The following is a 25,564-nucleotide window of genomic DNA, read 5'->3' as shown; positions in this document are numbered from 1 at the left end:
GGGCTCTCAGCGCAGCGCGGCGGCCGGGCGCGCGCCGGCGGAACGGGGCGCGGCGGGACGCAGGAAGAGGGTGAGCGCGACGGCGAGATAGAGGACATAGGCCAGAAGTTCGCCGACCCGGGGGCTCGCCATGTAGCCGAAAAGGCCGGCGAGCACGCTGCCGACGAGACCGTCCTCGGGCAGGATCGGGGAGAGATCGAAAGCGACGCCCTGCATCGCGTTCCAGACGCCGGCCTCGTGCAGATGGCGCAGCGCGCCGGCCAGAAGCCCCGCCGCGACGAAGAGGATGAAGACGCCGGTCCAGCGGAAGAAGCGCGCAAGGTCGAGCCGCACGCCGCCGCGATAGATGCCGTAGCCGAGCAGCGCCGAGACGAGAAGGCCGAGAAGCGCGCCGAGCGGCCCGGCCGCGCCGGGGCTCTGCTGGAAGATCGCCAGAAGAAAGAACACCGATTCCAGACCCTCGCGCGCCACGGCGAAGAAGACGAGACCGACGAGCGCCAAGCCCCGGGCGCTGGAGCCGGTCAGCGCGGCATCCACCGAGGTCTGCAACTCGGCCTTCAGCGAGCGGGCGGCCTTGCGCATCCAGAGCACCATGGAGGTGAGAATCGCGACCGCCACGAAGCCGACCCCGGCCTCGAACAGTTCCTGCGTGCGCTGGGGAAACTCGGCGCTGGCCAATTGCAGGCCGGCCCCGACGAAAAGCGCGAGGGCGGCGGCCAGGAAAATGCCGATCCACACGGCGGGCATCCAGGCGGCGCGCCCGCTGCGCGTCAGATAGCCGGCTACGATCCCGACGATCAAGGCAGCTTCCAGCCCCTCGCGGAGCATGATGAGAAACGGGACGAGCATGGTCGGTCCCCCGATGGAGTGCGACGGAACGGGCGGCGGCCCGTGTCGCCCTCTTAATCCTTCACGAATTTGTCAGCAAATATTTTGTTCTGGAACCGTTCCAAACTTGCAACAGCCGAGCGGGCCTGCCGAGGCAAGGCGGGAGTGAGTTGAGCGCGTGCCGGGGCGTGTTCGCGCGGCGCGCGGCGAGCGGCGGCGGGCGCGGCGGATGGTGTGGAAAAAAGCGAAGAGGGGAGGGGAGGGCGCAAGGCGGGACGAGCCGGCGCGTTTCATGCGACCGCTACTGGGGCGAAACCGACTTGCGCTTTTCCGAGACTGCGGCCTTGGCCAATGTCCGCTCAACCCGAGGCTGCGCCCGTCCCGCAGACACTATCGGGCGCTTCAAGCAACGAGAGGCGAGGGGCTCTTTGCATCTGCGCCGCGTCGAAGGCCATCCATGCCAGCGGCCGGGCAAGGGGCAGGGGCAGGGGCAGGGATGAAGCCGAGCGCACAGGGCCCGTCGGACGATTCCGATCGTGCCTTTGAACGGCCTCCCAGCGTCAAACACTTCCGCCACAACCGAGCGGGTCGAGCGCTACGCTTCGGCGTTTGCCGCAGACGCGCCCGATCCCGTCGCAGGGCAGGCGCGGCAAGGCGACCGCCGTCACCGGCCTCCGATCATCCCCGGCGACCTTGCGCCCGGGTCAGTCGATGCCCTTGCGGCCGAGGCCGATGCTCTTGGCGAGCTCCGAGCGCTTGGCGGCGTAGTTGGCGGCGACCATCGGATAGTCGCTCGGCAGGCCCCACTTGGCGCGGTATTCCTCCGGCGTCAGCCCGTATTTGGTGTAGAGATGGCGCTTCAGCGACTTGAAGCTCTTGCCGTCTTCCAGGCAGATGATGTGGTCGGGCGTGATGGACTTCTTGATGGGCACGGCGGGCACGAGCGGCTGCGCGGGCGCCGCTTCCTCCACCTTCGCCGCGCCGACGCCTTTCAGAGCGGCGAACACGTCGCCGATCAACCGCACCAGATCCTCACGCGGAACATGGCTGTTGCTGACATAGGCGGAAACGATCTCCACGGTCTGCTCGAGCGCCTCGGCGTGACTGGTTTCTGACATCTGTAGTTCCTCGAAGAATCGAGACGGCGTGGTAGTCGCTTCGAGGCGTTTAAGCAAGGTTCAAGTCGGCTTAAGTGTTCGCGAGCATAGGTCGCCGCGCGCGAATGTCGAGCCGGCGCGCGGGCCTTGCAACATCGGGCGGAGTCCATGCCTCCGGCCCGGCGAACCTTATGGGTGAGAAAGGCTGGCAAGGCTGGATTCTTCGAGCCGGTCGATCCGGCCGATCCAGCACGGGGAAACATCGGGGAACCGGCGCAACCGGGGCAGGATGAAAAAAGGGCGGCGCTTCCACGCCGCCCTTTCCGGCAGACCCCCATGCGTCAGGCCGGAACGGCCGCGCTCTTCTGCGAAGCGCGCAGGGCGTAGTAGATCGTGCCGGCGATGGCGACGCCGAAGAACCAGCCATAGACGCCCCACCAGGAGGGCATGAGCGAGGTCAGGCCCGGCAGGATCGAGGAAAACACGATGCCGATCCCGGCCGCGACGAGCGCGTTGGTGTGCCAGCCATTGCCGAAGCGGAACTCGCCGTGTTCGCGATACAGGGCCGCGACATCCACCCGGCCCCTGCGGATCAGGTAATAGTCCACCATCATCACGCCGAAGATCGGGCCCATCGTGTTGCCGATCATGTTGACGAAATGCGCCGCGCCGCCTTCCCAGGGCGCGAAGGGATAGAGCACGAGCGCGATCAGCGCCGCGATGTAGCCGCCCTTCTTGAAGTCGATATGCCGGGGAAAGACATTGGCGAAGTCGAAGGCGGGCGAGACGAAATTCGCGACGACATTGATGCCGAGCGTCGCCACCGCGAAGGTGATGGCGGCCAGCAGCGCCAGAACCCAGCTGTCGAACTTGGCCGAGATCTGGTCGGGATGCAGCAGCACCTCGCCATAGACGTTGAAGGCGGCGATCGTGGTGACGCCGGCCACCAGCGAGAACAGGATGAGATTGACCGGCAGGCCCCAGAGATTGCCGACCGTCAGGGAGCGCTCGCTCGGGCAGTAGCGCGAGAAGTCGCAGAAGTTCAGATAGAGCGCCGAGAAATAGGTGACCCAGATCGCCGCGACGGCGGCCAGCGCCGCCGGCGAGCCGGGAAGGCCGGGCACGCCCGCATCCTTGGTCTTCTCCAGAAGCACATCCATCGGGATCGTGTGGTGGAACGAGAAGCCGCCCGACTTCACCACGAGATAGACGGCGAGAAGCAGCATCATGACCCAGACCGCCGGGCCGGCCCAGTCCTGGAACCGGCGCACCGTTTCCATGCCGTTCTGGATGATGAGGAGCTGCAGGCCCCAGATCACGACATAGGAGATGACCTCCAGCGTCGAATGGCCGAGCATGTGGCTCGACTGGTGGAACTGGAGAAGCGCGTCGTTGCGGATCAGGAGCGCCACGATGGCGCCGGACGCGGCCGCCGTCTGCGCGCCGTACCAGAAGCAGGCGACGATGGCGCGCACGATGGCCGGGAAGTTCGCGCCCCAGATGCCGAAGGAGGCGCGGGCGAGAACCGGGAAGGGAACGCCGGTGCGCACGCCGGCCAGACCCACCATGTGCATGAGCGCGAAGATGATGAGCGATCCGACGCCGATCGCCACGAGGAAATTGGCGAAGCTGCCGCAGAACAGGAACAGGCTGGCGGCGAGATAATAGCCCCAGAGGCTGTGAACGTCCGACGTCCAGACGTTGAAGATCGAGAACGCACCCCAGTTGCGCTCGCGCGCCGGCGCGAGATCCTCGTTGCACAGGTTCGGCGACGCATCGGTCAGTTGTGTCATCAGGCCCTCCTCGAACGCGCCGGAACGAATTCCGGCCCGATCGCGGATGCTGACGCGCCGGGTGACCAAAGGCAATGGTCACGCCGACGTTATTTCAAGACCCCCGACCTATCACTTGTGGGTGAGCACCAAGGGCTGCGCTCAGCCGAGCGGCAGGCGGCTGCGCTCGCGTGCCTGACGCTCGGCTTCCCGGGCGGCCTTGAGCTGGGCCTTGGTGTAGATCAGCGCATGGGCGGCGAGGTCGTGGCTGTCCTCCCACAGGTTGCGCCAGATGCCGAGAATGCCTTCCAGCGGCTGGCCGACGACGCGCGAGGAAAAGCTCTCGAAGGTGATCGGCCCCTCGTAGCGGGCGCGCACCAGCGCGCGGAACACGGCGGTCTGGTCGATCGAGCCCGAGCCGAGATAGCCGCGATGCGAGTCGCCCGTGTGGAAATAGCCGATGTCGGGGCCGGTCTCGACGATCGCCGAGGCGATGTCGGATTCCTCGATATTCATGTGGTAGACGTCGAGATGCACCTTGACGTTGGGCTCGCCGACGAGCCGCACCATCTCGACGCCCTGCGCGGCGGTGTTGCAGATATTGGTCTCGTAGCGGTTCACCACTTCCAGCGCGAGCGTGATGCCGCTTCGCGCCGCGATCCGCGCCACTTCGGCCAGCGTTTCGGCCGATTGGCGGATGCCCTCGGCGCTCGGCGGCCGGTCGTATTTGCCGAAGCCCGAATAAAGGATGCCGCCGATCGTGGTGCCGCCGCAGTCGCGGCACACGGCGACCGCGTCCTCCAGCTTCCGCTGGCCGCGCCGTCGCTTCTCCGGGTCCCCGGAGGAGATGTCGCAGTCGAAGCCGAGGCCGAGCGAGAAATTGATGCCGATCCCCGCCTGTTCGAGCTGCCGGCTGGTGAAGACGGGATCGATCAGGCTCGGATCGAGCGCCGGCGCCTCGATGAAGTCGAAGCCGATCTCGGCGGTCTTGCCGATGGCGCGCGCGCATTCCGCCTCGCTCCAGCCCGCTTCCCAGACCAGCGCGTGGACACCCAGCTTGTTCATGCGTTTCCTCCCTCGATCGGCCTGTCCGGCCGGGTTGCGCGTCCCCGAGCGGCGCGTCGGCGCATCGCTCGAGAAGCCGGCGCCCTCCCGCGCCGCCTTGCCCGCCCATGATTGACACCTCGCAAGCCCCTGTCTAGCCTCTCGTGAAACGTTTCATCGAAAGCGCGGCGGATCGTCTCCCTGATGCCTTTCGAGGAGGCCTCCGGGCGACGTATGGGGGAGCTTTCGATGCCGCGAGGGAGCGTGCCGTCGATCCGCATGGTGGCCGCGCGCGCCGGCGTGTCGATCGCCACCGTGTCGAATGTCGTGAACGGCAAGGCGAGCGTCGCCGTGGACGTCGCCGAGCGGGTGCGCGCGGCGATCCGCGAGCTCGGCTATGTCCGCGACGTCAACGCCGCGCGGCTGCGCGCCAAGAAGGCGACGCTCGCCGCCGTGGTGGTTCCCGATCTCGCCAATCCGATGTTCGCCGCCTTCGTCTCGGTTCTCGAACACGAGGCGCGGGGCGACGGGTTCGACCTCGCCGTCCTGTCCTCGCGCAACGATCCGGCCGAGGAGGCGCACCGGCTGGCGAGCCTGCGCGCCTGGCGCCCGGCCGGGCTGATCGTCATTCCCTGCGACGGCGCGCTGGTCGGGCGCCTGCCGGCCGATCACGCCCTGCCGACCGTGGTGGCCGACCGGCTGCCGGACGAGGGGCGCTTCGATCTCGTGGCCGTCGACAACGGCCCGGTCTGCGCCGCCATGGCGGGGCATCTGCGGGAGGCGGGCGCGCGCTCCTGTCTCGTGATCGGCAGCAGCCTTCGCATCGCCAATATCGCCGAGCGCTGGGACGGGTTCCAGGGCGCCGCCGGGCCGCTCACGGCCGAGATGCTGGAGGTCGGCTTCGACGCGGACAGCGTCACCCGCCGGCTCCGGCCGCGCCTGTCCGAACGCCGCCCCGACGCGCTCTTCGCGCTCGATCATCCGTCCTCGCTCGCGAGTTTCCAGCTGATCGGCGCGATGGGGCTCGCGATCCCCCGCGACATCGCCTTCGCCTCGTTCGACGAGATGGACTGGATGCGCCTCGTCACGCCGCCGCTCACCGCCGTGCTTCAGCCGGTGGAGGCGATGGCGAAAGCCGCCTGGGCGCGGCTGCGCGCCCGGCTCGACGGCGACGAGAGCCCAACCGGCGCCATCCGCCTTCCCTGCACCCTGACCCCGCGCGCCTCGACGCGCATCCCTTCTGGAGCGATCCCCCGATGAGTGCCACCGACGACGCCGCCCTTCGCGAGGAGATGGTCGCCACCTGCCGCCGCATGAATGCGAGCGGCATCAACCAGGGCACGGCGGGCAACCTGTCGGTGCGCAACGCCGGGGGCTTTCTGGTCACGCCGACCTCCTTGCCCTACGAGCGGATGCAGCCGAGCGATCTCGTGCAGATGCGCTTCGACGGCACGTTCGAGGGCGCGCGCCGGCCCTCCTCGGAATGGCGCTTCCACCGCGACATTCTCGCCGCGCGGCCCGAGATCGACTGCGTCCTGCATTGCCATTCGGTCTATGCGACGACGCTCGCGGTCCACCACGTCACCATTCCGAGCTTTCACTACATGGTCGCGGTGGCCGGCGGCACGACGATCCGCTGCTCGCGCTACGAGACGTTCGGCACGCAGGCTCTTTCGGATGCCGCGATCGAGGCGCTGGAGGGCCGGCTCGCCTGCCTTCTCGGCCAGCACGGGCAGATCGCCCTCGGCCGCACGCAGGAGGCGGCGCTGGCGCTGGCGATCGAGGTCGAAACCCTCGCGCGGCTCTATGTCCAGGCGCGGGTGCTCGGCGAGCCGACGGTCCTGCCCGACGAGGAAATGGAGCGCGTCCTCCAGCAGATGCGCAACATGAGCTACGGGCACGCGCCGGACCTCGCCGACGTGTCGGACACGCCGCAGGCGCGCTGACGCAGCGCCCCTCGGCGGGCGGACGGGCCGCCCGTGCCGTCGCGCCTCAGCCCATGCGCTCGGAGGCGTGTTCGCCGGGCGAGGCCGGGAAGACCACGGTGCGGTCGCCATTCGGGAAGACGCGGTGATGGATATGGGCGTGGATGGCGCGGGCGAGAACCTGCGCCTCGATGTCCCGGCCGATCGTCACATAGTCGGAGGCCGACTGGGCGTGCGTGACGCGCGCGACGTCCTGCTCGATGATCGGCCCCTCGTCGAGATCGGCGGTGACGTAATGCGCCGTCGCGCCGATCAGCTTCACGCCGCGCTCAAAGGCCTGCTTGTAGGGGTTCGCGCCCTTGAAGCTCGGCAGGAACGAGTGGTGGATGTTGATGATGCGGCCCGACATGTCCCGGCACATCGCGTCGGACAGGACCTGCATGTAGCGCGCGAGCACGATCAGCTCGGTGCCGGCGTCCTGCGCGATCGCGAGGATGCGGGCTTCCGCCTCCGCCTTGTTGGCCTTGGTGACGGGCACGTGGTGGAAGGGAATGTCGTGGTTCACCACGAGCTTCTGATAGTCGAGATGGTTGGAGACGACGCCGACGATGTCGATCGGCAGCGCCCCGATGCGCCAGCGATAGAGGATGTCGTTGAGGCAATGGCCGAAGCGCGACACCATGAGGAGCACCTTCATGCGCCGCGACGTGTCGTGGAAGCTGTAGCGCATGGAAAAGCGCTCGGCGAGTTCGGCAAAGCCGGCCTCGATGGCGGCGAGATCCGGCGTCTCCTCGGCGTCGAAGCCGACGCGCATGAAGAAGCGATCCGCGTCCCGATCCACGAACTGCGCCGAATCCAGGATGTTGCAGCCGCGCGCGGCGAGATGGCTCGACACCGCCGCCACGATGCCGCGCGTCGAGGCGCAGGAGGCGGTGAGGATATATTGGCTCATCTGAAGACCTCGGGGAGCGGGCGGGGGAGGGGCGGCGTCAGCACTCGGGCAGGTTCACGGCAAGGCCGCCGAGGCTGGTTTCCTTGTAGCGATGGTCCATGTCGCGCCCGGTCTGGCGCATGGTCTCGATACAGGCGTCGAGCGGCACGAAATGCAGGCCCTCGCCCTTCATGGCGAGCGAGGCGGCGGTGACGGCCTTCACCGCGCCGAAGGCGTTGCGCTCGATACAGGGCACCTGAACGAGGCCGCGCACGGGATCGCAGGTCATGCCCAGGTGATGCTCCAGCGCGATTTCGGCGGCGTTCTCGACCTGAAGCGGCGTCGCGCCCATCAACGCGGCGAGGCCCGCCGCCGCCATGGCCGAGGCCGAGCCGACCTCGCCCTGGCAGCCGACCTCGGCGCCCGAGATCGAGGCGTTGCGCTTGATGATGCCGCCGATCGCCGCCGAGGTGAGAAGAAAGGCGCGCAGCTCCCGCGCGCCGGCCTCGGGGTGGAAATGCCTGACATATTGCATCACGGCGGGCACGACGCCCGCCGCGCCGTTGGTTGGGGCCGTGACGACCCGCCCGCCGCAGGCATTCTCCTCGTTGACCGCCATGGCGTAGACCGACAGCCAGTCGTTCGCCAGAAGCGGCTGGAAGACGTTGCGCCTGGCGTCCTCCTGCAGGCGGTCGTGGATCGCCTTGGCGCGGCGGCGGATCTTGAGGCCGCCCGGCATGATCCCGTCCTCGCGAAGCCCGCGCCGCACGCAATCGGCCATGGTCTCGGCGATGGCGTCGAGCCGCGCGTCAAGCTCGCGCTCGGACAGGACGGTCAGCTCGTTGGCGCGCTGCATCTCGGCGATCGAGAGCTTCGAGCGCTCGGCCATGGCGAGCATCTCGGCGGCCGACTGGAAGGGGAAGGGGACTTTGGGCGCGTCGCTCGGTGGCGCCGGGTCGTCCTTTCGCTGCAGCTCGTCCTCGTCCACGACGAAGCCGCCGCCGATGGAGTAATAGACGCGGCGCAGCAGCATCAGCCCGTTGCGGTCGAGCGCCTCGAAGGCCATGCCGTTGGCGTGGCCGGGCAGGGCGCGCTCGCGGTCGAACACGAGATCGCGGGCGAAATCGAAGAGGTAGGCGGGATGGCCCTCGGGTCGCACCCGGCCCTCGGCCTTCACCGAGGCGACGACCTCCTCCACCCGGTCCGGGTCGATCGTCGCGGGCTCGAAGCCGGCAAGGCCGAGCACCACGGCGCGGTCGGTCGCGTGGCCGACGCCGGTGAAGGCGAGCGAGCCATGCAGGAAGACGCGCAGCCGCGCCACGCTCGCGCCTTGCGGCCGGGGCCAGTGCCCCTCGCTGACCTCGCGCAGGAAGCGCGCGGCCGCCGTCATCGGCCCCATCGTGTGGGAGCTCGAAGGGCCGATGCCGATCTTGTAGAGGTCGAGAGTGCTGAGAAACATGATTGCCGAAGTCTCCGCTGGCTGGCTGCACTCAAGCGTTCGGGGCCGGGGCCATCGCCCCTCCGCCCGTCTCGCGCTGGCGCACCCGCCATCCGTCGCGCCAGCCTAGAGACCGCCGGGTCCGGGAAACAGGAGATTCACGCCATGTTCGGCGCAGGATCGCGCCATCGCCCTCGAGGCGAAGCGATGGCGGGTTGTTGGCGCGTCAAGCGCTGGTGCGCGCGGCGAAGGCGGCGCGCAGGGCGTCGCGGGGCGTGCCGGCGGCCAGATGCGCCAGAAGCAGGATGCGCGCCTGACCCGGCCGCAGCTCGGCCGAATGGATAGCCCCCGCGCCGGCGAGATCGTGCCCGCCGCCGCCCCCGCCATAGGAGGCGACGAGGCGCCCTTCCGGCACGCGGCTCGACACGACGACCGGAACGCCCCGCGCATGGGCGCGGCCGACCGCCTCCACCACGGCCTGCGTCGCATTGCCCGAGCCGAGCGCGGCGAGAACGATGCCGTCGGCGCCCGCCGCAAGGCTCGCCTCCACCAGCGCGCCGTCGCAGCCCGGATGAATGGACACGATATCGACGCGCAAGGCGCCGATATCGCCGGGCAGCGGCGCCTCGCGCGGATTGTCCTGCGGCAGCGACTGGCGGAAGGCGTCCGGCGCATCCGCCGAGCGCTTGTAGAGGCTCCAGGCCGGCAGGACGCGCCCGCCGAAGGCGAGGAGAACGCCGCGCCCGGCCCCGCCGCCGTCCAGGCCGCCCGCGAGCCGCAGCGCGGCGGCGAGATTGCCCGGACCATCGGCCTCTGGATGGTCGGCGGTGAACTGCGCGCCGGTGAAGACGACGGGGCGCGCGGGCTGATTCTGGAGCTGCACCAGAAGCGCGGTTTCCTCCATCGCGTCCGTGCCGTGGAGCACGACCACGCCGGCAAGGTCCGGGTCGGCCAGAAGCGCGCCGACCTCGGTGCTGACGGCCTGCATGTCGGCCGCCGTCAGGCTGGAGGAGTCCTTGGCCATCAGATCGACCGGCTCGATCGCGAGCCCGATGTCGCCGAGCGCGTCCAGAAGGCTGTCGCCGCCGAGCGACGGGCGGCTCGCGCCGTCCGCCTCCCGCCGGCTGGCGATGGTGCCGCCCGTGGCGACGAGCGCCACGCGGGGCTTCATGATGCTTCCCGTCACAGGATGGGCCGGTCGGTGCCCGCCGACCCTTGCGCGGCGGCGATGGCGGAGATGCGCTCGCGCGCCAGGAACCAGCCGATCACCAGCGTCGGCACGATCACGATGAGCGAGGCCACCGTCCAGCTGCCGATCGGATAGTCGAAGGCCATGAGGACGATGATGCCGAACAGGAAGGCAAGCGTCAGGAGACCGGTATAGGGCGCGCCGAACATGCGGAACTCCGGCCTCTTCATCTCGCCCCGGCGGGCCTTCTGCCAGAGCTTCAGCTGGCACAGGATGATGACCGCCCAGGCGCTGACGATGCCAAGCGCCGCGAGGTTCAGCGCGATCTCGAAGGCCATGGAGGGCAGGACGGCGTTGAGCCCGACGCCGAGCGCTGTGACGGCGGCGGTGACGGCGATGCCGCCATAGGGCACGCCGGCCTTGTTCATTTTCGCCAGCGCCGCCGGGGCCGAGCCCGACAGGGCCATGGAATGGAGAATGCGGCCCGTCGAATAGAGACCGGCATTCAGCGAGGAGAGAACGGCGGTCAGAACCACGAGATTCATCACGACATCCGCGCCCTCGACGCCGATCGAGCCGAAGAAGGTGACGAAGGGGCTCTCGCCCGACTTGTAGGCGCTGTAGGGCAGGAGCAGCGACAGGAGCACGACCGAGCCGACATAGAAGACGAGAAGGCGCACGACCACGGTGCGGATCGCCGCCGGCATGATCTTGCGCGGGTCTTCGGTCTCGCCGGCCGTGGTGCCGATCAGCTCGATCGAGGCATAGGCGAAGACGACGCCCTGGATGATGACGAAGGCCGGCAGGATGCCGTTCGGGAAGAAGCCGCCATTGTCGGTGATCAGGCTGAAGCCGACGACATGGCCCTCCACCGGCGTGCCGAAGGCGACGAAATAGACGCCGACCACGAGGAAGGTGACGAGCGCCAGGACCTTGATCAGGCTGAACCAGAATTCCAGCTCGCCGAAGACCTTCACCGAGAGAAGGTTCATCGCCAGAACCAGAACCAGCGCCACCAGCGCGAAGACCCATTGGTCGATGCCGACAAGGATGGGCAGGTACTGCTTGAAGAAGTTCATGTAGAGCGCGACGGCGGTGACGTCGGCGACCGCCGTCATGGCCCAGTTCAGCCAGTACATCCAGCCGACCGCGAAGGCCATCTTCTCGCCGTAGAACTCGCGGGCATAGGACACGAAGGAGCCCGAGGTCGGGCGATGCATGATGAGCTCGCCGAGCGCGCGCAGCACCAGGAAGGCGAAGAAGCCGCACAGCGCATAGACGAAGATCAGCGCCGGGCCGGCGGTGGCGAGGCGGCCGCCCGCGCCGAGAAACAGGCCGGTTCCGATCGCCCCGCCGATGGCGATCATCTGGATCTGCCGGGGCTTCAGGACCTTCTGGTAGCCCTGGTTCTCGGCAACCTCCAGGGAATGCTCGGCCTTGGCCATGATGGGTGCGCTCAACGCTGTCTCCTCCCGCAAAGCTCGCGGCAGGGGGTCGGCCCTGCATCCGCGATCGGCCCCGCCCGTCCCGGCGGGTGCCCATTTGTCAAGCTGTCATACAGATTGCCGGCGTTCTAAAGCCCGATCTGCCGTTTCGTCAAGCGGCTGGAAATCCGTTTGACGAGGATGATCGACGAGCCTAGCCTGAAAATCTGTCTTACAGCTTGACAGATATTGGAGGAAAACATGGCGATGCGCAAGGAAGTCGATCTCTTGGGTGTGAAGGAGATCCCGGACGGCAGCTATTGGGGCGTGCACACGGCACGGGCGGTGGAGAACTTTCCGATCACCGGCATCCCGATCGGCCGCTATACCCATCTCGTGCGGGGCTTGGCCTTCGTGAAGGAGGCGGCGGCGCTCGCCAACGCCGAACTCGGCCAGCTCGACGAGGCGAGGCGGGATGCCATCGTCGCGGCCTGCCGCGAGATCCGCGCCGGCGCCTTGCATGACCAGTTCGTGGTGGACGTGATCCAGGGCGGTGCGGGCACCTCCACCAACATGAACGCCAACGAGGTGATCGCCAACCGGGCGCTGGAAATCCTCGGCCATGCCAAGGGCGACTATGCGCGCCTTCACCCGAACGACCACGTCAATCTCAGCCAGTCCACCAACGACGCTTATCCGACCGCCATCAATGTCGGGCTGATCGAGGCGATCGACGGGCTCGCCGCAGCGCTCGACCATCTGGAACAGGCCTTCGCGCGCAAGGCGGCGGAGTTCGAGACGATCCTGAAGGTCGGCCGCACCCAGTTGCAGGATGCCGTGCCGATGACGCTCGGCCAGGAATTCCGCGTCTTCGCGGTGATGCTCGGCGAGGACCGGCTGCGTCTTCTGGAATCGGCCAAGCTCCTGCACGAGATCAATCTCGGCGCGACCGCCATCGGCACCGGGCTGAACGCGCCCGCCGGCTATGCCGCGCTCGCCTGCCGCTATCTGGCCGAGCTGACCGGCCGCCCGCTGGAGACCGCCGCCGATCTCATCGAGGCGACGCAGGACCCCGGCGCCTTCGTGCATCTGTCCGGCGTCCTGAAGCGCATCGCGGTGAAGCTGTCCAAGACCTGCAACGACCTGCGGCTTCTCTCGTCCGGTCCGAAGGCGGGCTTCAACGAGATCAACCTGCCGCCGATGCAGGCGGGGTCGAGCATCATGCCCGGCAAGGTCAATCCGGTGATCCCGGAAGTCGTGAACCAGGTCGCCTTCACCGTGATCGGCAACGACATCGCCATCACCATGGCGGCGGAAGCCGGCCAGCTTCAGCTGAACGCCTTCGAGCCGGTGATCATCAGGGGGCTCAGCGACAGCATCGCGCATCTCTCGGCCGCCGCGCGGGTTCTGGCCGATCGCTGCGTCGACGGCATCACCGCCAATCGCGAGGTCATGGCCGAGCGGCTGGCCCATTCGCTCTGCCTGGCCGCCGCGCTGAACCCCTTGATCGGCTATTATCAGGCGAGCGAGATCGCCCGCGACGCGCTCGCGACCGGGCGCACCATCGCCGAGGTCGTCCTGGAGCGCGGGCTCCTGACCGAAGCCGAACTCGCGGCGGCGCTTCAGCCCGAACGGCTCGTGAATCTTCCCGGGTCCGTCCTCGCGCCTCAGGCGCTCGAGGCGGGGCCGATCATGTCGGTGACGACCTCTTCCACCGCGCCGAGGTGACGCGCCATGGCGCGCGAGGCCTCGGCCCGCGCGCCGTCCCGCACCGCGACGGCGATGTCGCGGTGCTCGCGGTTGGAGGCGAGGCGCCGGCTCGCCATCATGTTGACGAGGCCCGACTGCTGCATCAGCGCGTCGCGCACCTCGGCGACGATCTTGGCGAAGACGGCGTTGCCGGAGGCCTCCGCCAAGGCCATGTGGAAATCGGAATCGAGCCGCACCCAGCGATGCGGGTCCTCCTCGCGGTCCATCGCCTCGCAGAGAGCGATCAGCGCCTCTGCCTCGCTCTCGCTGCGCCGCACCGCCGCCCAGCCGGCGGCGGGGACCTCGATGAGCGGCCGCGCTTCCATCAGATCGCGCGCCGAATAGCCGCTATAGCTGAGATCGGAAGAGGGCGCGGGCGTCACCACGAAGGTGCCGCTGCCGGTGCGGGTCTGCGTCAGTCCGAGCGTCTGGAGCGAGCGCAGCGCCTCGCGGATCACCGGGCGGCTGACCCCGTAGGTCGCGGCGAGGCGCGTTTCGGCCGGCAGCCGCGTGCCCACCGCGATGCGCCCGCCCGTGATGGCCGAACGCAGATCGTCGAACACCGCCTCGGCCGAATTCTTGCGCTGGATGGGGCTTGTTTCCGAAAACCAATCGGGCGTTGCGCTCATGGCCGCAAATTCCGTGATGGGGGATGCCTTGTCAACCGGACGCGCCTTGGTCCGGCGGTCCGCCCGCGCGCGATAAGCGCTCCCTTGCGAAATGGCCGCTTGATTGCCGGCCAAGAACTGTCACTTTCGCCCGCGCGCTTTTGCGCGCGACTCACGAAGACGGGGGATTCGGCGGAGAGGCGCCGGGGCCGGAAGCTCGGGGCGACAGGAGGTCGCCTCGCCGGCTCATCGTCCGATCGGCTTGGCCGGTCGGCTGGGAGGAATGGAAGCTTGATGAAGTTCGCAGTGCCAAGGGAGATCAAGCCGGGCGAGCGGCGCGTCGCGCTGACGCCCGACAGCGTCACGCGGCTGAAAGCGCTCGGCTACGAGTGCCTCGTGGAAACCGGCGCGGGCGACGCCGCGCGCTTTTCCGACGCGGCCTATGAGGCGGCGGGCGCCCGCGTCCTGCCCAATGCCGCCGCGCTCTATGCCGAGGCCGATATCGTCGCCAAGGTGCGCGCGCCCGAGCCCGAGGAAGTGGAGCTGACGCGCGAGGGGCAGATTCTCGTCTCCTTCCTCTACCCCGCACAGAACCCCGAGCTTCTGGAAACCTTGCGCGCGCGCGGCGTCACCGCGCTCGCCATGGACATGGTGCCCCGCATCAGCCGCGCCCAGAAGATGGACGCCCTGTCCTCCATGGCCAATATCGCGGGCTATCGCGCCGTGATCGAGGCCGGCAACCGCTTCGGCCGCTTCTTCACCGGACAGATCACGGCGGCGGGCAAGGTGCCCCCGGCCAAGGTCCTGGTGATCGGCGCGGGCGTCGCGGGTCTGGCCGCGATCGGCGCGGCGCAGTCGCTCGGCGCCGAAGTGCGCGCCTTCGACGTGCGCCCCGAGGTCGCCGAGCAGATCCAGTCCATGGGCGCGAGCTTCCTGTTCCTCGACTTCGCGGAGAGCGCCGACGGCGCGGCGACGGGCGGCTATGCGGCCCCGTCCTCGCCTGAGTTCCGCGCCAAGCAGCTCGAGCTCTTCCGTGCCCAGGCGCCCGAGGTGGACATCGTCATCACGACGGCGCTGATTCCGGGCCGCGACGCGCCCAAGCTTTGGCTCGCCGACATGGTCGCGCTGATGAAGCCGGGCTCGGTCGTGGTCGATCTCGCCGCCGAGCGCGGAGGCAATTGCGACCTCACCGTGCCCGACGAGGTCATCGAGACCGAGAACGGCGTCACCGTCGTCGGCTTCACCGATTATCCGAGCCGCATGGCGACACAGGCCTCCAGCCTCTACGCCACCAATATCCGCCACATGATGGACGACCTGACGCCGAAGAAGGACGGCGTGCCCGTCGTCAACATGGAGGACGACGTCATTCGCGGCGCGACCGTGACCCACGAGGGCGCGATCACCTATCCGCCGCCGCCGCCCAAGATCCAGGCCATCGCCAGGCAGCCCGCCAAGAAGGCGGCCGAGGAAAGCCATGAGGCCAAGGCCGCGCGCGAAGCGGCCGCCGCCAGGAAGAGCGGCCAGCGCCAGATCATGCTGCTCGCCGCCGGCGCGGTGCTCCTGATGCTCATCGGGCTCACGGCCCCGCCGAGCTTCCTGCAGCATTTCGTGGTCTTCGCCCTGTCCTGCTTCGTCGGCTACCACGTCATCTGGAATGTCAGCCACGCGCTGCACACGCCCTTGATGGCCGTCACCAACGCGGTGTCCTCGATCATCATCATCGGCGCGCTGCTGCAGGTCGGGACGTCCGGCTGGCTCGTGTCGGTTCTCGCCGGCCTCGCCATCCTCATGGCCTCGGTCAATATTTTCGGCGGGTTCATGGTGACGCGCCGGATGCTCAAGATGTTCCAGAAGAGCTGAGGAAGGTCGTTCCATGAGCCAAGGTCTCGTCGGCGCGTCCTATATCGTCGCCTCCATTCTCTTCATCCTGTCGCTCGGCGGCCTGTCCAACCAGGAAAGCGCCAAGCGCGCCGTCTGGTACGGCATCGTGGGCATGGCGCTCGCCATCTTCGCCACGATCACCGGGCCGGCGCTCCACGCGCTCTGGCTGGTCGTGCCGCTCATCGTCATCGGCGGTCTCGCCGGCGGCTGGCTGGCGGGCCGCGTGCAGATGACGCAGATGCCCGAACTCGTCGCCGCGCTCCACTCGTTCGTCGGCCTCGCCGCCGTGTTCATCGGCTTCAACGCCGATCTCGAAGCCGCCCATGTCGCCCACGCCGTCCATACCGGCACGGCCGATCTCCTGACGGGCTTCGCCGCGACGCTCGCCACCAAGACGCCGGTGGAACTCGCCATCATGCGGGTCGAGGTGTTTCTCGGCGTCTTCATCGGCGCCGTCACCTTCACCGGCTCGGTGGTCGCCTATGGCAAGCTTTCGGGGCGCATCAACTCCAAGGCGCTGGTTCTGCCCAACCGCCACGCGATCAACCTCGCGGGCGTCGCGGTCGCGCTGCTTCTCGGCCTTCTCTACTTCAACGGAGCGGGGATCTGGACGCTGATCCTCGTCGCGATCCTCGCCGGCGCGCTCGGCTGGCATCTCATCATGGCGATCGGCGGGGCGGACATGCCCGTCGTCGTCTCCATGCTGAACAGCTATTCGGGCTGGGCGGCCGCCGCCATCGGCTTCACGCTCGGAAACGATCTCCTGATCGTCACCGGCGCTCTCGTCGGCTCGTCCGGCGCCATCCTCTCCTACATCATGTGCCGCGCGATGAACCGGAACTTCGTCTCCGTCATTCTCGGCGGCTGGGGCGGCGCGAGCGGCCCGGCGCAGGAGATCACGGGCGAGCAGGTGGCGATCTCGGTCGACGGCGTCGCGCAGGCGCTGGACGAGGCGGACTCCATCGTCATCGTGCCGGGCTACGGCATGGCCGTGGCGCAGGCGCAGGGCTCGATCTCGGAGCTGACGCGCCGGCTGCGCGCCAAGGGCAAGACGGTCCGCTTCGCCATCCACCCGGTCGCCGGCCGCCTGCCGGGGCACATGAACGTGCTTCTGGCCGAGGCCAAGGTTCCCTACGACATCGTTCTGGAAATGGACGAGATCAACGAGGACCTGCCCCAAACCGACGTCGCGATCGTGGTCGGCTCCAACGACATCGTGAATCCGGCCGCCGAGGAGGACCCCAATTCTCCGATCGCCGGCATGCCGGTGATCGAGGTCTGGAAGGCGCGGCGCGTCATCGTGTCGAAGCGCGGCCAGGGCACCGGCTATTCCGGCATCGAGAATCCGCTCTTCTACAAGGAGAACACGCGGATGCTCTATGGCGACGCGAAAAGCTCGATCGACGAGCTTCTGAAGCAGGTCTGAGGGATCGATCCCTCGCGCGCTTGGGGTTCGCCCCGGCGCGCGAGGGGCCGCTTCATTCGGTCTCGGATCGCTTCAGGCGCTCGGCGATCGCGTGCGCGGCTTCCAGGAGCGTCGCCTCGATCAGGCGGCGCAGCATCTCGTGACCCAGGGCCCCGGCGAGATCGCGCGCCTGGATCAGGTGATCCACCAGTTCGCCTTCCTGCGCCTCGGCCGATCGCGGCGGAGCGGGGAGGGAGGGCTCGTCGATCTGCGTCAGGTAGCCGGAAATATGCGTGAGCCGGCCCTGCGCGTCGCGAAAGCAGCGGCCGGTGGAGCGCACCCAGCGGACCCCGTGCAGCTTGCTGAGGATGCGATATTCCGCGCCGAACGTGTTCCGCCCGTCCATCGCCGTCCGCGTGCTCACCATGAGATTGGCCCGGTCGTCCGGGTGGATCGCGGCGATGAAGCGCTCGGGCAGGATGCCGTGCAGGCCCTGTTCGGGCGGCACGTCGATATGCTCGCAGACGCGGTCGCAGGCAATCACCAGATTGTTGCCGATATGCCAGGTCCAGATTCCGATGAGGCCTTGGGCCGCTTCGCCATCCAGAATCCTCATGTTCATGATCGGCTCCTGGTGAACGCGTGAAATCTCCGGTTACCTCCATAGTCACGATCGGGTCTTTTCGGAGGTGCGACAAAATGTCAATATCGCGATGACGCTCGGCAAGGCGGAGTGTCTTTCGTGTCGCGGCACCCGGTGGTAAGCCGCGCCGGTCCGATGTCTGGAGGTGATCCGTGGTTGTGAATCTGCCCGATCCTCGCACCCGAAACGGCGGGCCGGACGCCCCAGCCGGCGCGGCCTTCCCCGCGGACGACGCGGCGCGCGACGTCCGCCGCAGCGCCGACCTCGCGCTCCTGTCGCGTCTCGCGCTCGCTCTTCGACTGCCGCTCGCACGCTTCGAGGAGGCGGCCGAGGGCGCGGCCCGTGTCGGCCAGCCGCGCGGCGCTCTCGATCCCGCCGCGCAGGCCGCGCTGTCGCGCGTCCCCGATCCCCAAGCCCGCGATCTCCTGCGCCGCCGCCTGTCCGAACTGCCCTGACGGGCGGTCTGTGGGCGCGACTTCCCCGGTTCGAGGCGAACGGCGGTCGGCTAGGCGCTCTTGCGCGTCGGCATGGCGAGCGGCGAGGCGAGGGCGCGATGATAGCGGTTCTTGCCAGACCGCTTGGCCTCGTAGAGCGCGCCATCGGCCTTGGCCAGAAGCGTCGCGGCCTCGCGCCCCGAGGCCACCGTCGCCCCGCCGATGCTGACGCCGACCGCCACGGGCCTCGTGGCGCCGATCTCGACCGGACGCGACAGGGCGGCGATGATCCTCGCGGCGATCGCTTCGGTCGTCCGGCTGTCGGTGTCCTTGAGGACGCAGACGAACTCGTCGCCGCCGACGCGGAAGATTTCGTCGTCCTTGCGCACGGCGTGTCGCAGCCGCTCGGCGACCACCTTCAGAAGGAAATCCCCGGCGGCGTGACCATGCGCGTCGTTGACGGCCTTGAACCCGTCGAGATCGAGGCAGAGCGCCGTCAGGCTGGCGGGATCGTTTGTCGTCTCGCTCTCGAACTCGCCCGCCAGCGACCGGTCCAGAGCCTTCCGGTTCGCAAGGCCCGTCAGCGGGTCGGAATGGGCGATGTCGATCAAGGCCCGTTCGGCATCGTATTTGCGAACGAGAAGCCTGTTGTTCTGCATCACGACGGCACACAGACCGAACAGAAGGGCCACCGCGAAACCCGCGATCGACAGCATCGAGGCCTCGGGCCGGCTGGTGATGGCCAGCACGAAGGGCAGTTCGCACAGCACCATGCACAGGATCCCGTATCGGGGCGTGGCGGCGTTCCGGTTCGCGATGAGACTGACCGTTCCCGCGACGTTCAGCGTCGCCAACATCATCAAGGGCGTGAGGCCGCTTGCGATCATGAGGGCGGCCCCGATCCCGAAGACCGTGACCCAGACGAGACCGCCAAGCATGACGACGGCATGTTCGAGTTCCAGCTCGCTCGCGGGCACCCGTCCCGAATTGATGCGGCCGATCCCCCGCAGGCGAACCGTCGTCGCGGCCAGGTCGATGAGCGCCCAAGCCAACGGCCAGAGCTGCCCCGTCAAAGCGTTCGTCAGGCTCGCAGCGAAGAGCGTCATGAGACAGCCCATCACCAGGGTGGCCGACTGAAGCGTCGTCGTCGCCAGCATCCAGACGCGCATGTCCGGGGTGGCGGACCGGGCGGTGGAGGTCAGAAACGTGTAGGCGGCAACCAAGCCTCCGCGAATCGAAGTGCGATACGCGCCTGTGATCGTGCTCAAGTCCTGTGCCTTCTGGTCTCTGACGTCGGGGCGCGAGCCTTCGAATGGCACTATGATCCAGCGCTCTTAAATAAAGTGTGTCGGCATGCCCTTGGGGCAGGTTCGCGCGCCGATTGCTTTTCCGTTCCGGCCTGTGCGACCATCGGCTGTGTCATGCGGCCGAGGGGGTGGCGAGGGGCTTTCTCGTGTCAGGCTCGGCTCGGGCGCTCGCCGCCGCACGGGCGCGCACCGTCCGCGACACTCATTCGCCGATGAACCTGTTCGTCCCTCTGCCCGATGCGGATCGTGGACGCCCCTGTTCGGCGGGTCCGCTGATCGGTCCGCGGCAGGAAAGTGCGTCGGCTCGTGATGGGGGTTCGCGCTGTATGCGTCACCGGCGATCCCACCGTCCGCGCCTTAACGCGCTGCCGGGGCAAAACCCGCCCCTGTCGCACGGCGCCCGTTGGCGAGGGTGACGCCGAGCGCGACCGCCACCACGCCGACGAGCGTCAGCGGGGTCGGCTGTTCGCCGAGGAGGGGAATCGCCGCGCCGGTCACGAGCACCGGCGCCAAGGCGCCCATCGTGGCGCAGCGGAGCGCACCGAGATGGCGCACGGCGACCGCGTAGACCAGCGTCGAGACGAGGCCGGTGCCGATCCCCTGCACGGCCGAGAAGACAAGGAGCTGATGCGGATCGACCGATCCGAGATGCGTCTCGAACACGCCGACCGCTTTCAGGAGCGCGATCGCGATGGCGGACGGATAGGTCACGAGCATGAGGCAGGTCATCGGCGTGACCCCGGCCAGCCGCATTCCCAGCGTATAGCTGCCCCAGAGAAGGCTGGCGCCGAGAAGCAGTGCCGCGCCGGCGAGGACGCGCGCGTCAAGGCCGCCGAGGCCGGCGACGAGCAGCGCGATGCCGAGGACGATCACGGCGAGACCGGGGACGCTCGCGCCCCGCTGCCCCAGGAAGAGGCGGCCGAGGATCGCGACGGCAAGGGGCGCCGTTCCGGCGACGAGCGCGCTGACATGCGCGGCCGAGGTGAAGTGGCTCCCGGCCGCGACGAGCGCGAAGAAGGGCAGGCCCGCGCCGAACGCGATCATCAGCGCCGGTCCGATCCGCACCGCCTTCAACCTGCGCAGGCGCGAGGGGAGGAGCGGCAGGAGGATCAGCGCCGGCACCGCGAAGCGCAGGAGGGCGACGTCGCTCGGGCTCAGCGCCGACGCGCCGATGCCCCGCATCGACAGGCTGAAGCCGGACCAGGTCACGAGCGCCGCGCCCATTGCCGCCCAACCGACGAGCGCGTTCGACAGGGGCGGCGCGACGGCGGTCGTGGCAAATGACATCGGACGGTCCTCGATGGGGAGAGGTCCGCAAAATACCAAGAAAGCCGCGCCATATCCTGCCTATTTCGGCTAGGATCGGCGTCGATCGTGGCAGATTCTGCCACAAACCGAGAGGGCTTCATGGACGAGAAGGACCGGCAGATCATCGCCGAGCTGCAGGCGAACGCCCGGCTGACCAATAGCGAGCTGGCCGAGCGCGTGAACCTGTCGCCTTCGCCCTGCCTGCGCCGCGTGCGTCTTCTGGAGGAGGCGGGGATCCTGAAGGGCTACACGGCGATCGTGGACGCCGAGGCCTGCGGCTATCCCGTGACCGCCTTCGTTCGCATCCGCCTTCAGCCGCACAACAAGGAAACCGTGCAGGCCTTCGAGGCGGCGATCGCGAAGATCGACGTCGTGATGGACAGCTACGTGATGGCCGGAAACGCCGACTACATGCTGCGGGTCGTGGTGAAGAGCCTCAAGCACTACGAGGCCTTCGTCCGCTCGGATCTGCATTCCGTCCCCGGCGTCGCCTCGATCGACACGAGCTTCACCTATGGCCACGTGAAGCACTCGCTGGCGCTTCCGGTGGATTGACGGGCGCATGGGGGGCGCCCGCCGGCGTCGGGAGGCGGTGCGAGGGCTTCACTCGCGCGGCCCCGCCCGCACCTTGGGGGCCCCGCACCCTGGAACCCCCGCACCCTGGAACCCAGGCCGTGGCGCGAGGGCGCCGCGCGCTTCGCGAGGTCGCTTGGACGGTCTTCAGGCCACTGCGATCGCGGGACGGCGATCCATGACCTTTTCCCGGTGAACGGCGTCGCGTCCCACGATCCAATCCTTGATCGCGGCCGCTTCCATCGGACGGCCGGTCAGCCAGCCCTGCGACTGCGTCCAGCCGTTGAGGCACAGCCAGTCGAACTGCTCCTGCGTCTCGACTCCCTCGGCGGTGGTGGTCATCGACAGGGCGCGTCCCATCTCGCCCGCCGCCCGGATGATCGCCTCGGTCTGGGGCGAAGCGCCGATATCGCCCACGAAGCAACGGTCGAGCTTCAGCTTGTCGAACGGGAAGTGACGCAGATAGGAGAGCGAGGAATAGCCCGTGCCGAAATCGTCGAGGGCGATGCGAACGCCGATCTTGCGCAGGGCGTGCAGCATCGCGAGGTTGCGCTCGCTGTCATTCAGCAGCACCGACTCGGTGATCTCCAGTTCCAGGCGTGAAGGATCGATCCCCGCATAGGACAGCGCGTATTGCACGCGCTCGGGCAGGGTTTCGTCTCTGATCTGGACGGGCGAGAGATTGACGGCGATGGTGCAGTCGCTCGGCCAGGACGCGGCCTGAATGCAGGCCTGCCGCAGCACCCAGTCGCCGATCTCGACGATGAGGCCCGTGTCCTCCGCCAGCGGAATGAACTCGGCCGGGGAAATCTCGCCCTTCGAGGGATGGCGCCAGCGCAGAAGCGCCTCGGCGCCCGCGATGCGCCCGGAGGAGATGTCGAGAAGCGGCTGGTAAACGAGGCGCAATTCGCCCAGCACCAACGCCACCTCCAGATCGACCTTCATCGTCTGGCGGGCGTGCAGGCGATCGGCCATGCCGCCGTCGAAGGCGCTGATCGCACCCCGTCCGCCTTCCTTGGCGCGGTAAAGGGCGATATCGGCGGCCTTCAGGAGGTCGTTGGCCGACTCGTGCGTCGGGCAGGACAGGGCCGTTCCGATGCTGGCGGCCAGCTTGATCGCGATGCCGTCGATGAAGAAACAGTCGGTGAAACCGGCCATGAGACGTTCGGCGAGAGCCTCCACGCTGCTCTCGTCCGCATCGAGACGGTGGATCACCGCGAACTCGTCGCCGCCGAGCCGCGCGAAAACGTCCCCTTCGCCGAGCTCGCCCTTCAGACGACCCGCCACGGCGCGCAGCAATTCGTCGCCGACCGCATGGCCGAGCGTGTCGTTGACCTCCTTGAAGAGATCGAGGTCGAGCATGAGAAGGCCGGTGCTGCGCTCGGTGCGCTGCAGGAAGGCCTCTTCCAGCTCCTTGTTGAGCACCGTCCGGTTGGCGAGCCCGGTCAAGGCGTCCTGATGCGCCAGACGCGCGATATCGTCCTGCGCGCGCTTGGTGTCGGTGACGTCGCGAAAGAAGACGGCCAGACCGTCGAGCATCGGGCAGGCGTTGATGTCGAGCCAGATGTCGCCTCGCGCGACATAGGCCTCGAAGCGAACCGGCCGTCCGGTGGCCAGGGCCTGGTGGTAGTTCGTTTCCAGTTTGGTGCCGCGATCCTCGGGGAAGAGGTCCCAGAGAACATCACCGAGCTTGCCGTTCCGCTCCTGGCGGACGAAATCCGCCCACCGCGTGTTCATGAAGGTGACGCGCCAGTCCCGATCGACCACGAAGACGTAATCCGTCGTGCTTTCCAGGACGTTGCGGATCATCGCCTCGCTGGCCTTCAGCGCGTCCTCGGCGACCTTCCAGTCGTGCGTGTCCTCGATCGTGCCGTACCAGCATAGGACCGAGCCGTCGGCCGAAAGGCGCGGCGCGGCCCGGATGTGGAACCAGCGCAGCTCGCCGTTGGAAAGCCTCAGGCGATAGTCGGCCTCCAAGCGCTCCCCGGTCGCAAGCGCGTGCCGCCAGATGGCGAAGGCCTGTTCCCGGTCCTCGGGATACATGGCGGCGCCCCAGCCCGTGCCGACGCTCTCTTCCAGGCTCATGCCCGTCAGCGTCGTCCAGAGCGGCGAGAAGTCCAGGGCCTCGCCGGTCGGTGAAGCGATCCAGGTGATCTGGTTGCTCAGCTCGTTGGCGTAGCGATAGCGGATTTCGCTTTCGCGCAGGCGCGCTTCCAGGTCCGCGTTGGCGCGCTCGAGCGTCGCGACCCGTTCCATCGCGGCCGCAAGATCGAGAGGGCGTGGGCTGGGTCTCAAAGTGACCAGGCTATCCTGCTCAGGCATGTCGAGCACCGGCCTTCCCTGTGTTACTCACCCAATCATTGCTAGCTAAGGATAGGCAGCACGAGCTGAAGATAAGGTTACGGGCCGGCGAGACGGCCGCGCGCCTTGTTGAAGTAGAAACCCTATAAATGGCTGAAGCCTAAGGTTGTATTCGTCCTGCGCGGGACGAGCGGGCCCCCATCCGGCCCGGTCCCTCCAGCGCTGGTCGCCGGCGCGAAAACGCTGTCCGCCCGGAGCCCGCGCGCGTCCCGGCGGCCTGCCTCAGGCTGCGGCCATCGCGGGCGCGGGCCAGGGCCGCATCGCGCCGCGCCGGGTTTCCACGAAGCGCGACATCCGCAGAACCGCCAGATCGGCAAAGCGGGGGCCGACGATCTGGAGCCCGATCGGCATGCCGTTCGCCGCGAAGCCGCAATTGACCGAGGCCGCCGGCTGCTCCGACATGTTCCAGGGAACGGTGAAGGCGATGTGCTCGAAGGGGCGCTGCGGGTCGTTGGTGGGCGAGGCCCATTCGGCTGGATAGGAGACGATCGGATTGGTCGGCGACAGGACGATGTCGACGCCCTGGAACAGGGTCACGCAGGCCTTGCGCATCGCCATGGTCTGGTCGAACCCCCGGATGGCCTCGACGCCGCTGACATCCGCGCCCGCCTTCGCCCAGTCGAGAATATAGGGCAGGATCAGCGCGCGCCGGGATTCCTCCAGCGCCAGCATCTGGCCCCAGAAGCGCGCCCGCCAGAAGGCGTCGAGCCCGTCCAGCATCGCGCGGGTGAGGACCGGCTTCACGTCCACGACCTCGGCGCCCGCCGCCTCGAACCAGCGCGCGGCCTGCCGCACGGCCGCCTCGACTTCCGGCTCCACGGCAAGGCCGCAGCCGGCGTCCATCATGAGGCCGACGCGCAGGCCCCGGACGTCGGCGCCCTCGATATCGGTCCAGTCGATCGCCTCGGGCGGCAGGCTGGTCGCGTCGCGCCAGTCGGGGCGGGACATCGAGGCCATCATCAGCGCGGCGTCCTCCACGGTCCGGGTCATCGGCCCGATGCAGCGCCCGACATAGAAGGGGTCGACGGGAACGCGCCCGTGGCTCGGCTTCAGGCCGAAGGTCCCGGTCCAGCCCGCCGGCAGACGGATGGAGCCGCCGATATCGGTGCCGACATGGAACGGGCCGTAGCTCGCCGCCGCCGCCGCCGACGCGCCGGAACTCGACCCGCCCGGATTGAGCGCGAGGTTCCACGGGTTGCGCGACAGTTTGTGGAAGGAGGACAGGCCGGAGGACAACATGCCGTAGTCCGGGCAGGTCGTCTTGGCGAAGAGGATCGCGCCGTCCTCGCGCAGGCGCGCCGCCGCCGGCGCGTCCACCTCGGCGGGCTGCATCACGGTCGCCGCCGTGCCGAGCGGCACGCCGAGGCCGCGCGTCGCGATGAGTTCCTTGACCGACACGGGCACGCCGTCGAGCGCGCCCACCGGCGCCCCGCGCGCCCAGCGCTCGGTCGAGGCGCGCGCCTCGCGCCTCGCGTCTTCCGGGTCGTAGGCCCAGAGCGCCGCGACATCGGGCTCGAAGGCCGCGATGCGCGTTTCCACCGCCTCCCAATATTCGGAGGGCGACAGCGATCGGTCGCGGAACCGGCGCAGGAGTACGCTCGCGGTCAGGTCGAGAAGGGAGGTCATGCGGATGGGCTCTTTTCG

Annotated in this window: 21 protein-coding genes; 7 read left to right on the top strand and 14 right to left on the bottom strand. The window is 68.4% G+C overall.

Annotated elements, in window-relative coordinates:
• Positions 1-6 precede the first annotated feature (6 nt).
• The 4 genes from efeU to B146_RS0116025 form a co-directional block, all read right to left on the bottom strand.
• Complete coding sequence (efeU, locus tag B146_RS0116040) at positions 7-849, bottom strand: iron uptake transporter permease EfeU (RefSeq protein ID WP_019997484.1); 843 nt, start codon at positions 847-849, stop codon at positions 7-9.
• Between the two features lie 683 nt (positions 850-1,532).
• Complete coding sequence (locus tag B146_RS0116035) at positions 1,533-1,946, bottom strand: Ros/MucR family transcriptional regulator (protein ID WP_019997483.1); 414 nt, start codon at positions 1,944-1,946, stop codon at positions 1,533-1,535.
• Between the two features lie 320 nt (positions 1,947-2,266).
• Complete coding sequence (locus tag B146_RS0116030; RefSeq protein WP_026358654.1) at positions 2,267-3,718, bottom strand: NCS1 family nucleobase:cation symporter-1; 1,452 nt, start codon at positions 3,716-3,718, stop codon at positions 2,267-2,269.
• Positions 3,719-3,859: 141 nt separating this feature from the next.
• Positions 3,860-4,762, bottom strand: coding sequence for a sugar phosphate isomerase/epimerase family protein (locus tag B146_RS0116025; RefSeq protein ID WP_019997481.1), 903 nt, complete (start codon positions 4,760-4,762; stop codon positions 3,860-3,862).
• Positions 4,763-4,990: 228 nt separating this feature from the next.
• On the opposite strand from B146_RS0116025, the gene B146_RS0116020 reads away from it, so the two are divergent.
• Positions 4,991-6,001, top strand: a complete 1,011-nt coding sequence (locus B146_RS0116020) for a LacI family DNA-binding transcriptional regulator (protein ID WP_026358653.1) — start codon at positions 4,991-4,993, stop codon at positions 5,999-6,001.
• Entirely contained in the window at positions 5,998-6,687 is a 690-nt protein-coding gene (locus tag B146_RS0116015; RefSeq protein WP_019997479.1) for a class II aldolase/adducin family protein, read from the top strand. Before B146_RS0116020 ends, B146_RS0116015 begins: the two co-directional genes overlap by 4 nt.
• Positions 6,688-6,733: 46 nt before the next feature.
• Here B146_RS0116015 and purU read toward each other — a convergent pair whose 3' ends face one another.
• The 4 genes from purU to B146_RS0115995 form a co-directional block, all read right to left on the bottom strand.
• Positions 6,734-7,618 (bottom strand): formyltetrahydrofolate deformylase, encoded by an 885-nt coding sequence (gene purU / locus B146_RS0116010; protein WP_019997478.1) that lies wholly within the window; start codon positions 7,616-7,618, stop codon positions 6,734-6,736.
• A gap of 37 nt (positions 7,619-7,655) precedes the next feature.
• Positions 7,656-9,056 carry an L-serine ammonia-lyase gene (locus tag B146_RS0116005; protein ID WP_019997477.1) on the bottom strand — a complete coding sequence of 467 codons (1,401 nt, stop codon included), beginning with the start codon at positions 9,054-9,056 and terminating at the stop codon, positions 7,656-7,658.
• Positions 9,057-9,261: 205 nt separating this feature from the next.
• Positions 9,262-10,206, bottom strand: coding sequence for an asparaginase domain-containing protein (locus B146_RS0116000; RefSeq protein ID WP_019997476.1), 945 nt, complete (start codon positions 10,204-10,206; stop codon positions 9,262-9,264).
• 11 nt (positions 10,207-10,217) lie between these two features.
• Positions 10,218-11,669 (bottom strand): amino acid permease, encoded by a 1,452-nt coding sequence (locus B146_RS0115995; RefSeq protein ID WP_019997475.1) that lies wholly within the window; start codon positions 11,667-11,669, stop codon positions 10,218-10,220.
• 240 nt (positions 11,670-11,909) lie between these two features.
• Between B146_RS0115995 and B146_RS0115990 the strand changes: the two genes are divergently transcribed.
• Positions 11,910-13,376, top strand: a complete 1,467-nt coding sequence (locus tag B146_RS0115990; protein WP_019997474.1) for an aspartate ammonia-lyase — start codon at positions 11,910-11,912, stop codon at positions 13,374-13,376.
• Here B146_RS0115990 and B146_RS0115985 read toward each other — a convergent pair.
• The gene (locus tag B146_RS0115985) at positions 13,316-14,026 is read right to left on the bottom strand and encodes a FadR/GntR family transcriptional regulator (RefSeq protein ID WP_026358651.1); all 711 of its coding nucleotides are present in this window, start codon (positions 14,024-14,026) and stop codon (positions 13,316-13,318) included. The genes B146_RS0115990 and B146_RS0115985 overlap by 61 nt on opposite strands.
• Before the next feature lie 273 nt (positions 14,027-14,299).
• On the opposite strand from B146_RS0115985, the gene B146_RS0115980 reads away from it, so the two are divergent.
• Both B146_RS0115980 and B146_RS0115975 read left to right on the top strand, forming a co-directional pair.
• Positions 14,300-15,868 (top strand): Re/Si-specific NAD(P)(+) transhydrogenase subunit alpha, encoded by a 1,569-nt coding sequence (locus tag B146_RS0115980; RefSeq protein WP_019997472.1) that lies wholly within the window; start codon positions 14,300-14,302, stop codon positions 15,866-15,868.
• 13 nt (positions 15,869-15,881) lie between these two features.
• Positions 15,882-17,315, top strand: coding sequence for an NAD(P)(+) transhydrogenase (Re/Si-specific) subunit beta (locus B146_RS0115975; protein ID WP_019997471.1), 1,434 nt, complete (start codon positions 15,882-15,884; stop codon positions 17,313-17,315).
• 52 nt (positions 17,316-17,367) lie between these two features.
• Here B146_RS0115975 and B146_RS0115970 read toward each other — a convergent pair whose 3' ends face one another.
• Entirely contained in the window at positions 17,368-17,916 is a 549-nt protein-coding gene (locus B146_RS0115970) for a PAS domain-containing protein (protein WP_019997470.1), read from the bottom strand.
• A 173-nt stretch (positions 17,917-18,089) separates the two neighbouring features.
• Between B146_RS0115970 and B146_RS0115965 the strand changes: the two genes are divergently transcribed.
• Entirely contained in the window at positions 18,090-18,392 is a 303-nt protein-coding gene (locus B146_RS0115965; RefSeq protein WP_026358650.1) for a hypothetical protein, read from the top strand.
• 50 nt (positions 18,393-18,442) lie between these two features.
• On the opposite strand, the gene B146_RS26375 is transcribed toward B146_RS0115965, so the two are convergent.
• Positions 18,443-19,639, bottom strand: a complete 1,197-nt coding sequence (locus tag B146_RS26375) for a GGDEF domain-containing protein (RefSeq protein WP_155897538.1) — start codon at positions 19,637-19,639, stop codon at positions 18,443-18,445.
• A 396-nt stretch (positions 19,640-20,035) separates the two neighbouring features.
• A complete protein-coding gene (locus B146_RS26370) occupies positions 20,036-20,965 on the bottom strand; it encodes a DMT family transporter (protein ID WP_019997467.1) in 930 nt (309 codons plus the stop codon).
• Between the two features lie 120 nt (positions 20,966-21,085).
• Here B146_RS26370 and B146_RS0115950 point away from each other — a divergent pair, with 120 nt between their 5' ends.
• A complete protein-coding gene (locus B146_RS0115950) occupies positions 21,086-21,541 on the top strand; it encodes an Lrp/AsnC family transcriptional regulator (RefSeq protein ID WP_019997466.1) in 456 nt (151 codons plus the stop codon).
• 165 nt (positions 21,542-21,706) lie between these two features.
• Here B146_RS0115950 and B146_RS26365 read toward each other — a convergent pair whose 3' ends face one another.
• On the bottom strand, positions 21,707-23,881 hold the full coding sequence (locus B146_RS26365) for a putative bifunctional diguanylate cyclase/phosphodiesterase (protein ID WP_155897537.1): 2,175 nt from the start codon (positions 23,879-23,881) through the stop codon (positions 21,707-21,709).
• Positions 23,882-24,142: 261 nt separating this feature from the next.
• A complete protein-coding gene (locus tag B146_RS0115940; RefSeq protein WP_019997464.1) occupies positions 24,143-25,546 on the bottom strand; it encodes an amidase in 1,404 nt (467 codons plus the stop codon).
• Between the last annotated feature and the right edge of the window lie 18 nt (positions 25,547-25,564).

Source organism: Aureimonas ureilytica DSM 18598 = NBRC 106430 (genome assembly GCF_000382705.1).
In the GTDB taxonomy this organism is placed as follows: Bacteria; Pseudomonadota; Alphaproteobacteria; order Rhizobiales; family Rhizobiaceae; genus Aureimonas; species Aureimonas ureilytica.
This window is presented reverse-complemented; position numbering and strand designations above follow the sequence as displayed.

Bases quoted from the DNA above. Each gene is read 5' to 3' on its own strand.
- efeU (WP_019997484.1), bottom strand. From the start codon at position 849: ATGCTCGTCCCGTTTCTCATCATGCTCCGCGAGGGGCTGGAAGCTGCC.
- B146_RS0116035 (WP_019997483.1), bottom strand. From the start codon at position 1,946: ATGTCAGAAACCAGTCACGCCGAGGCGCTCGAGCAGACCGTGGAGATC.
- B146_RS0116030 (WP_026358654.1), bottom strand. From the start codon at position 3,718: ATGACACAACTGACCGATGCGTCGCCGAACCTGTGCAACGAGGATCTC.
- B146_RS0116025 (WP_019997481.1), bottom strand. From the start codon at position 4,762: ATGAACAAGCTGGGTGTCCACGCGCTGGTCTGGGAAGCGGGCTGGAGC.
- B146_RS0116020 (WP_026358653.1), top strand. From the start codon at position 4,991: ATGCCGCGAGGGAGCGTGCCGTCGATCCGCATGGTGGCCGCGCGCGCC.
- B146_RS0116015 (WP_019997479.1), top strand. From the start codon at position 5,998: ATGAGTGCCACCGACGACGCCGCCCTTCGCGAGGAGATGGTCGCCACC.
- purU (WP_019997478.1), bottom strand. From the start codon at position 7,618: ATGAGCCAATATATCCTCACCGCCTCCTGCGCCTCGACGCGCGGCATC.
- B146_RS0116005 (WP_019997477.1), bottom strand. From the start codon at position 9,056: ATGTTTCTCAGCACTCTCGACCTCTACAAGATCGGCATCGGCCCTTCG.
- B146_RS0116000 (WP_019997476.1), bottom strand. From the start codon at position 10,206: ATGAAGCCCCGCGTGGCGCTCGTCGCCACGGGCGGCACCATCGCCAGC.
- B146_RS0115995 (WP_019997475.1), bottom strand. From the start codon at position 11,669: ATGGCCAAGGCCGAGCATTCCCTGGAGGTTGCCGAGAACCAGGGCTAC.
- B146_RS0115990 (WP_019997474.1), top strand. From the start codon at position 11,910: ATGGCGATGCGCAAGGAAGTCGATCTCTTGGGTGTGAAGGAGATCCCG.
- B146_RS0115985 (WP_026358651.1), bottom strand. From the start codon at position 14,026: ATGAGCGCAACGCCCGATTGGTTTTCGGAAACAAGCCCCATCCAGCGC.
- B146_RS0115980 (WP_019997472.1), top strand. From the start codon at position 14,300: ATGAAGTTCGCAGTGCCAAGGGAGATCAAGCCGGGCGAGCGGCGCGTC.
- B146_RS0115975 (WP_019997471.1), top strand. From the start codon at position 15,882: ATGAGCCAAGGTCTCGTCGGCGCGTCCTATATCGTCGCCTCCATTCTC.
- B146_RS0115970 (WP_019997470.1), bottom strand. From the start codon at position 17,916: ATGAACATGAGGATTCTGGATGGCGAAGCGGCCCAAGGCCTCATCGGA.
- B146_RS26370 (WP_019997467.1), bottom strand. From the start codon at position 20,965: ATGTCATTTGCCACGACCGCCGTCGCGCCGCCCCTGTCGAACGCGCTC.
- B146_RS0115950 (WP_019997466.1), top strand. From the start codon at position 21,086: ATGGACGAGAAGGACCGGCAGATCATCGCCGAGCTGCAGGCGAACGCC.
- B146_RS26365 (WP_155897537.1), bottom strand. From the start codon at position 23,881: ATGCCTGAGCAGGATAGCCTGGTCACTTTGAGACCCAGCCCACGCCCT.
- B146_RS0115940 (WP_019997464.1), bottom strand. From the start codon at position 25,546: ATGACCTCCCTTCTCGACCTGACCGCGAGCGTACTCCTGCGCCGGTTC.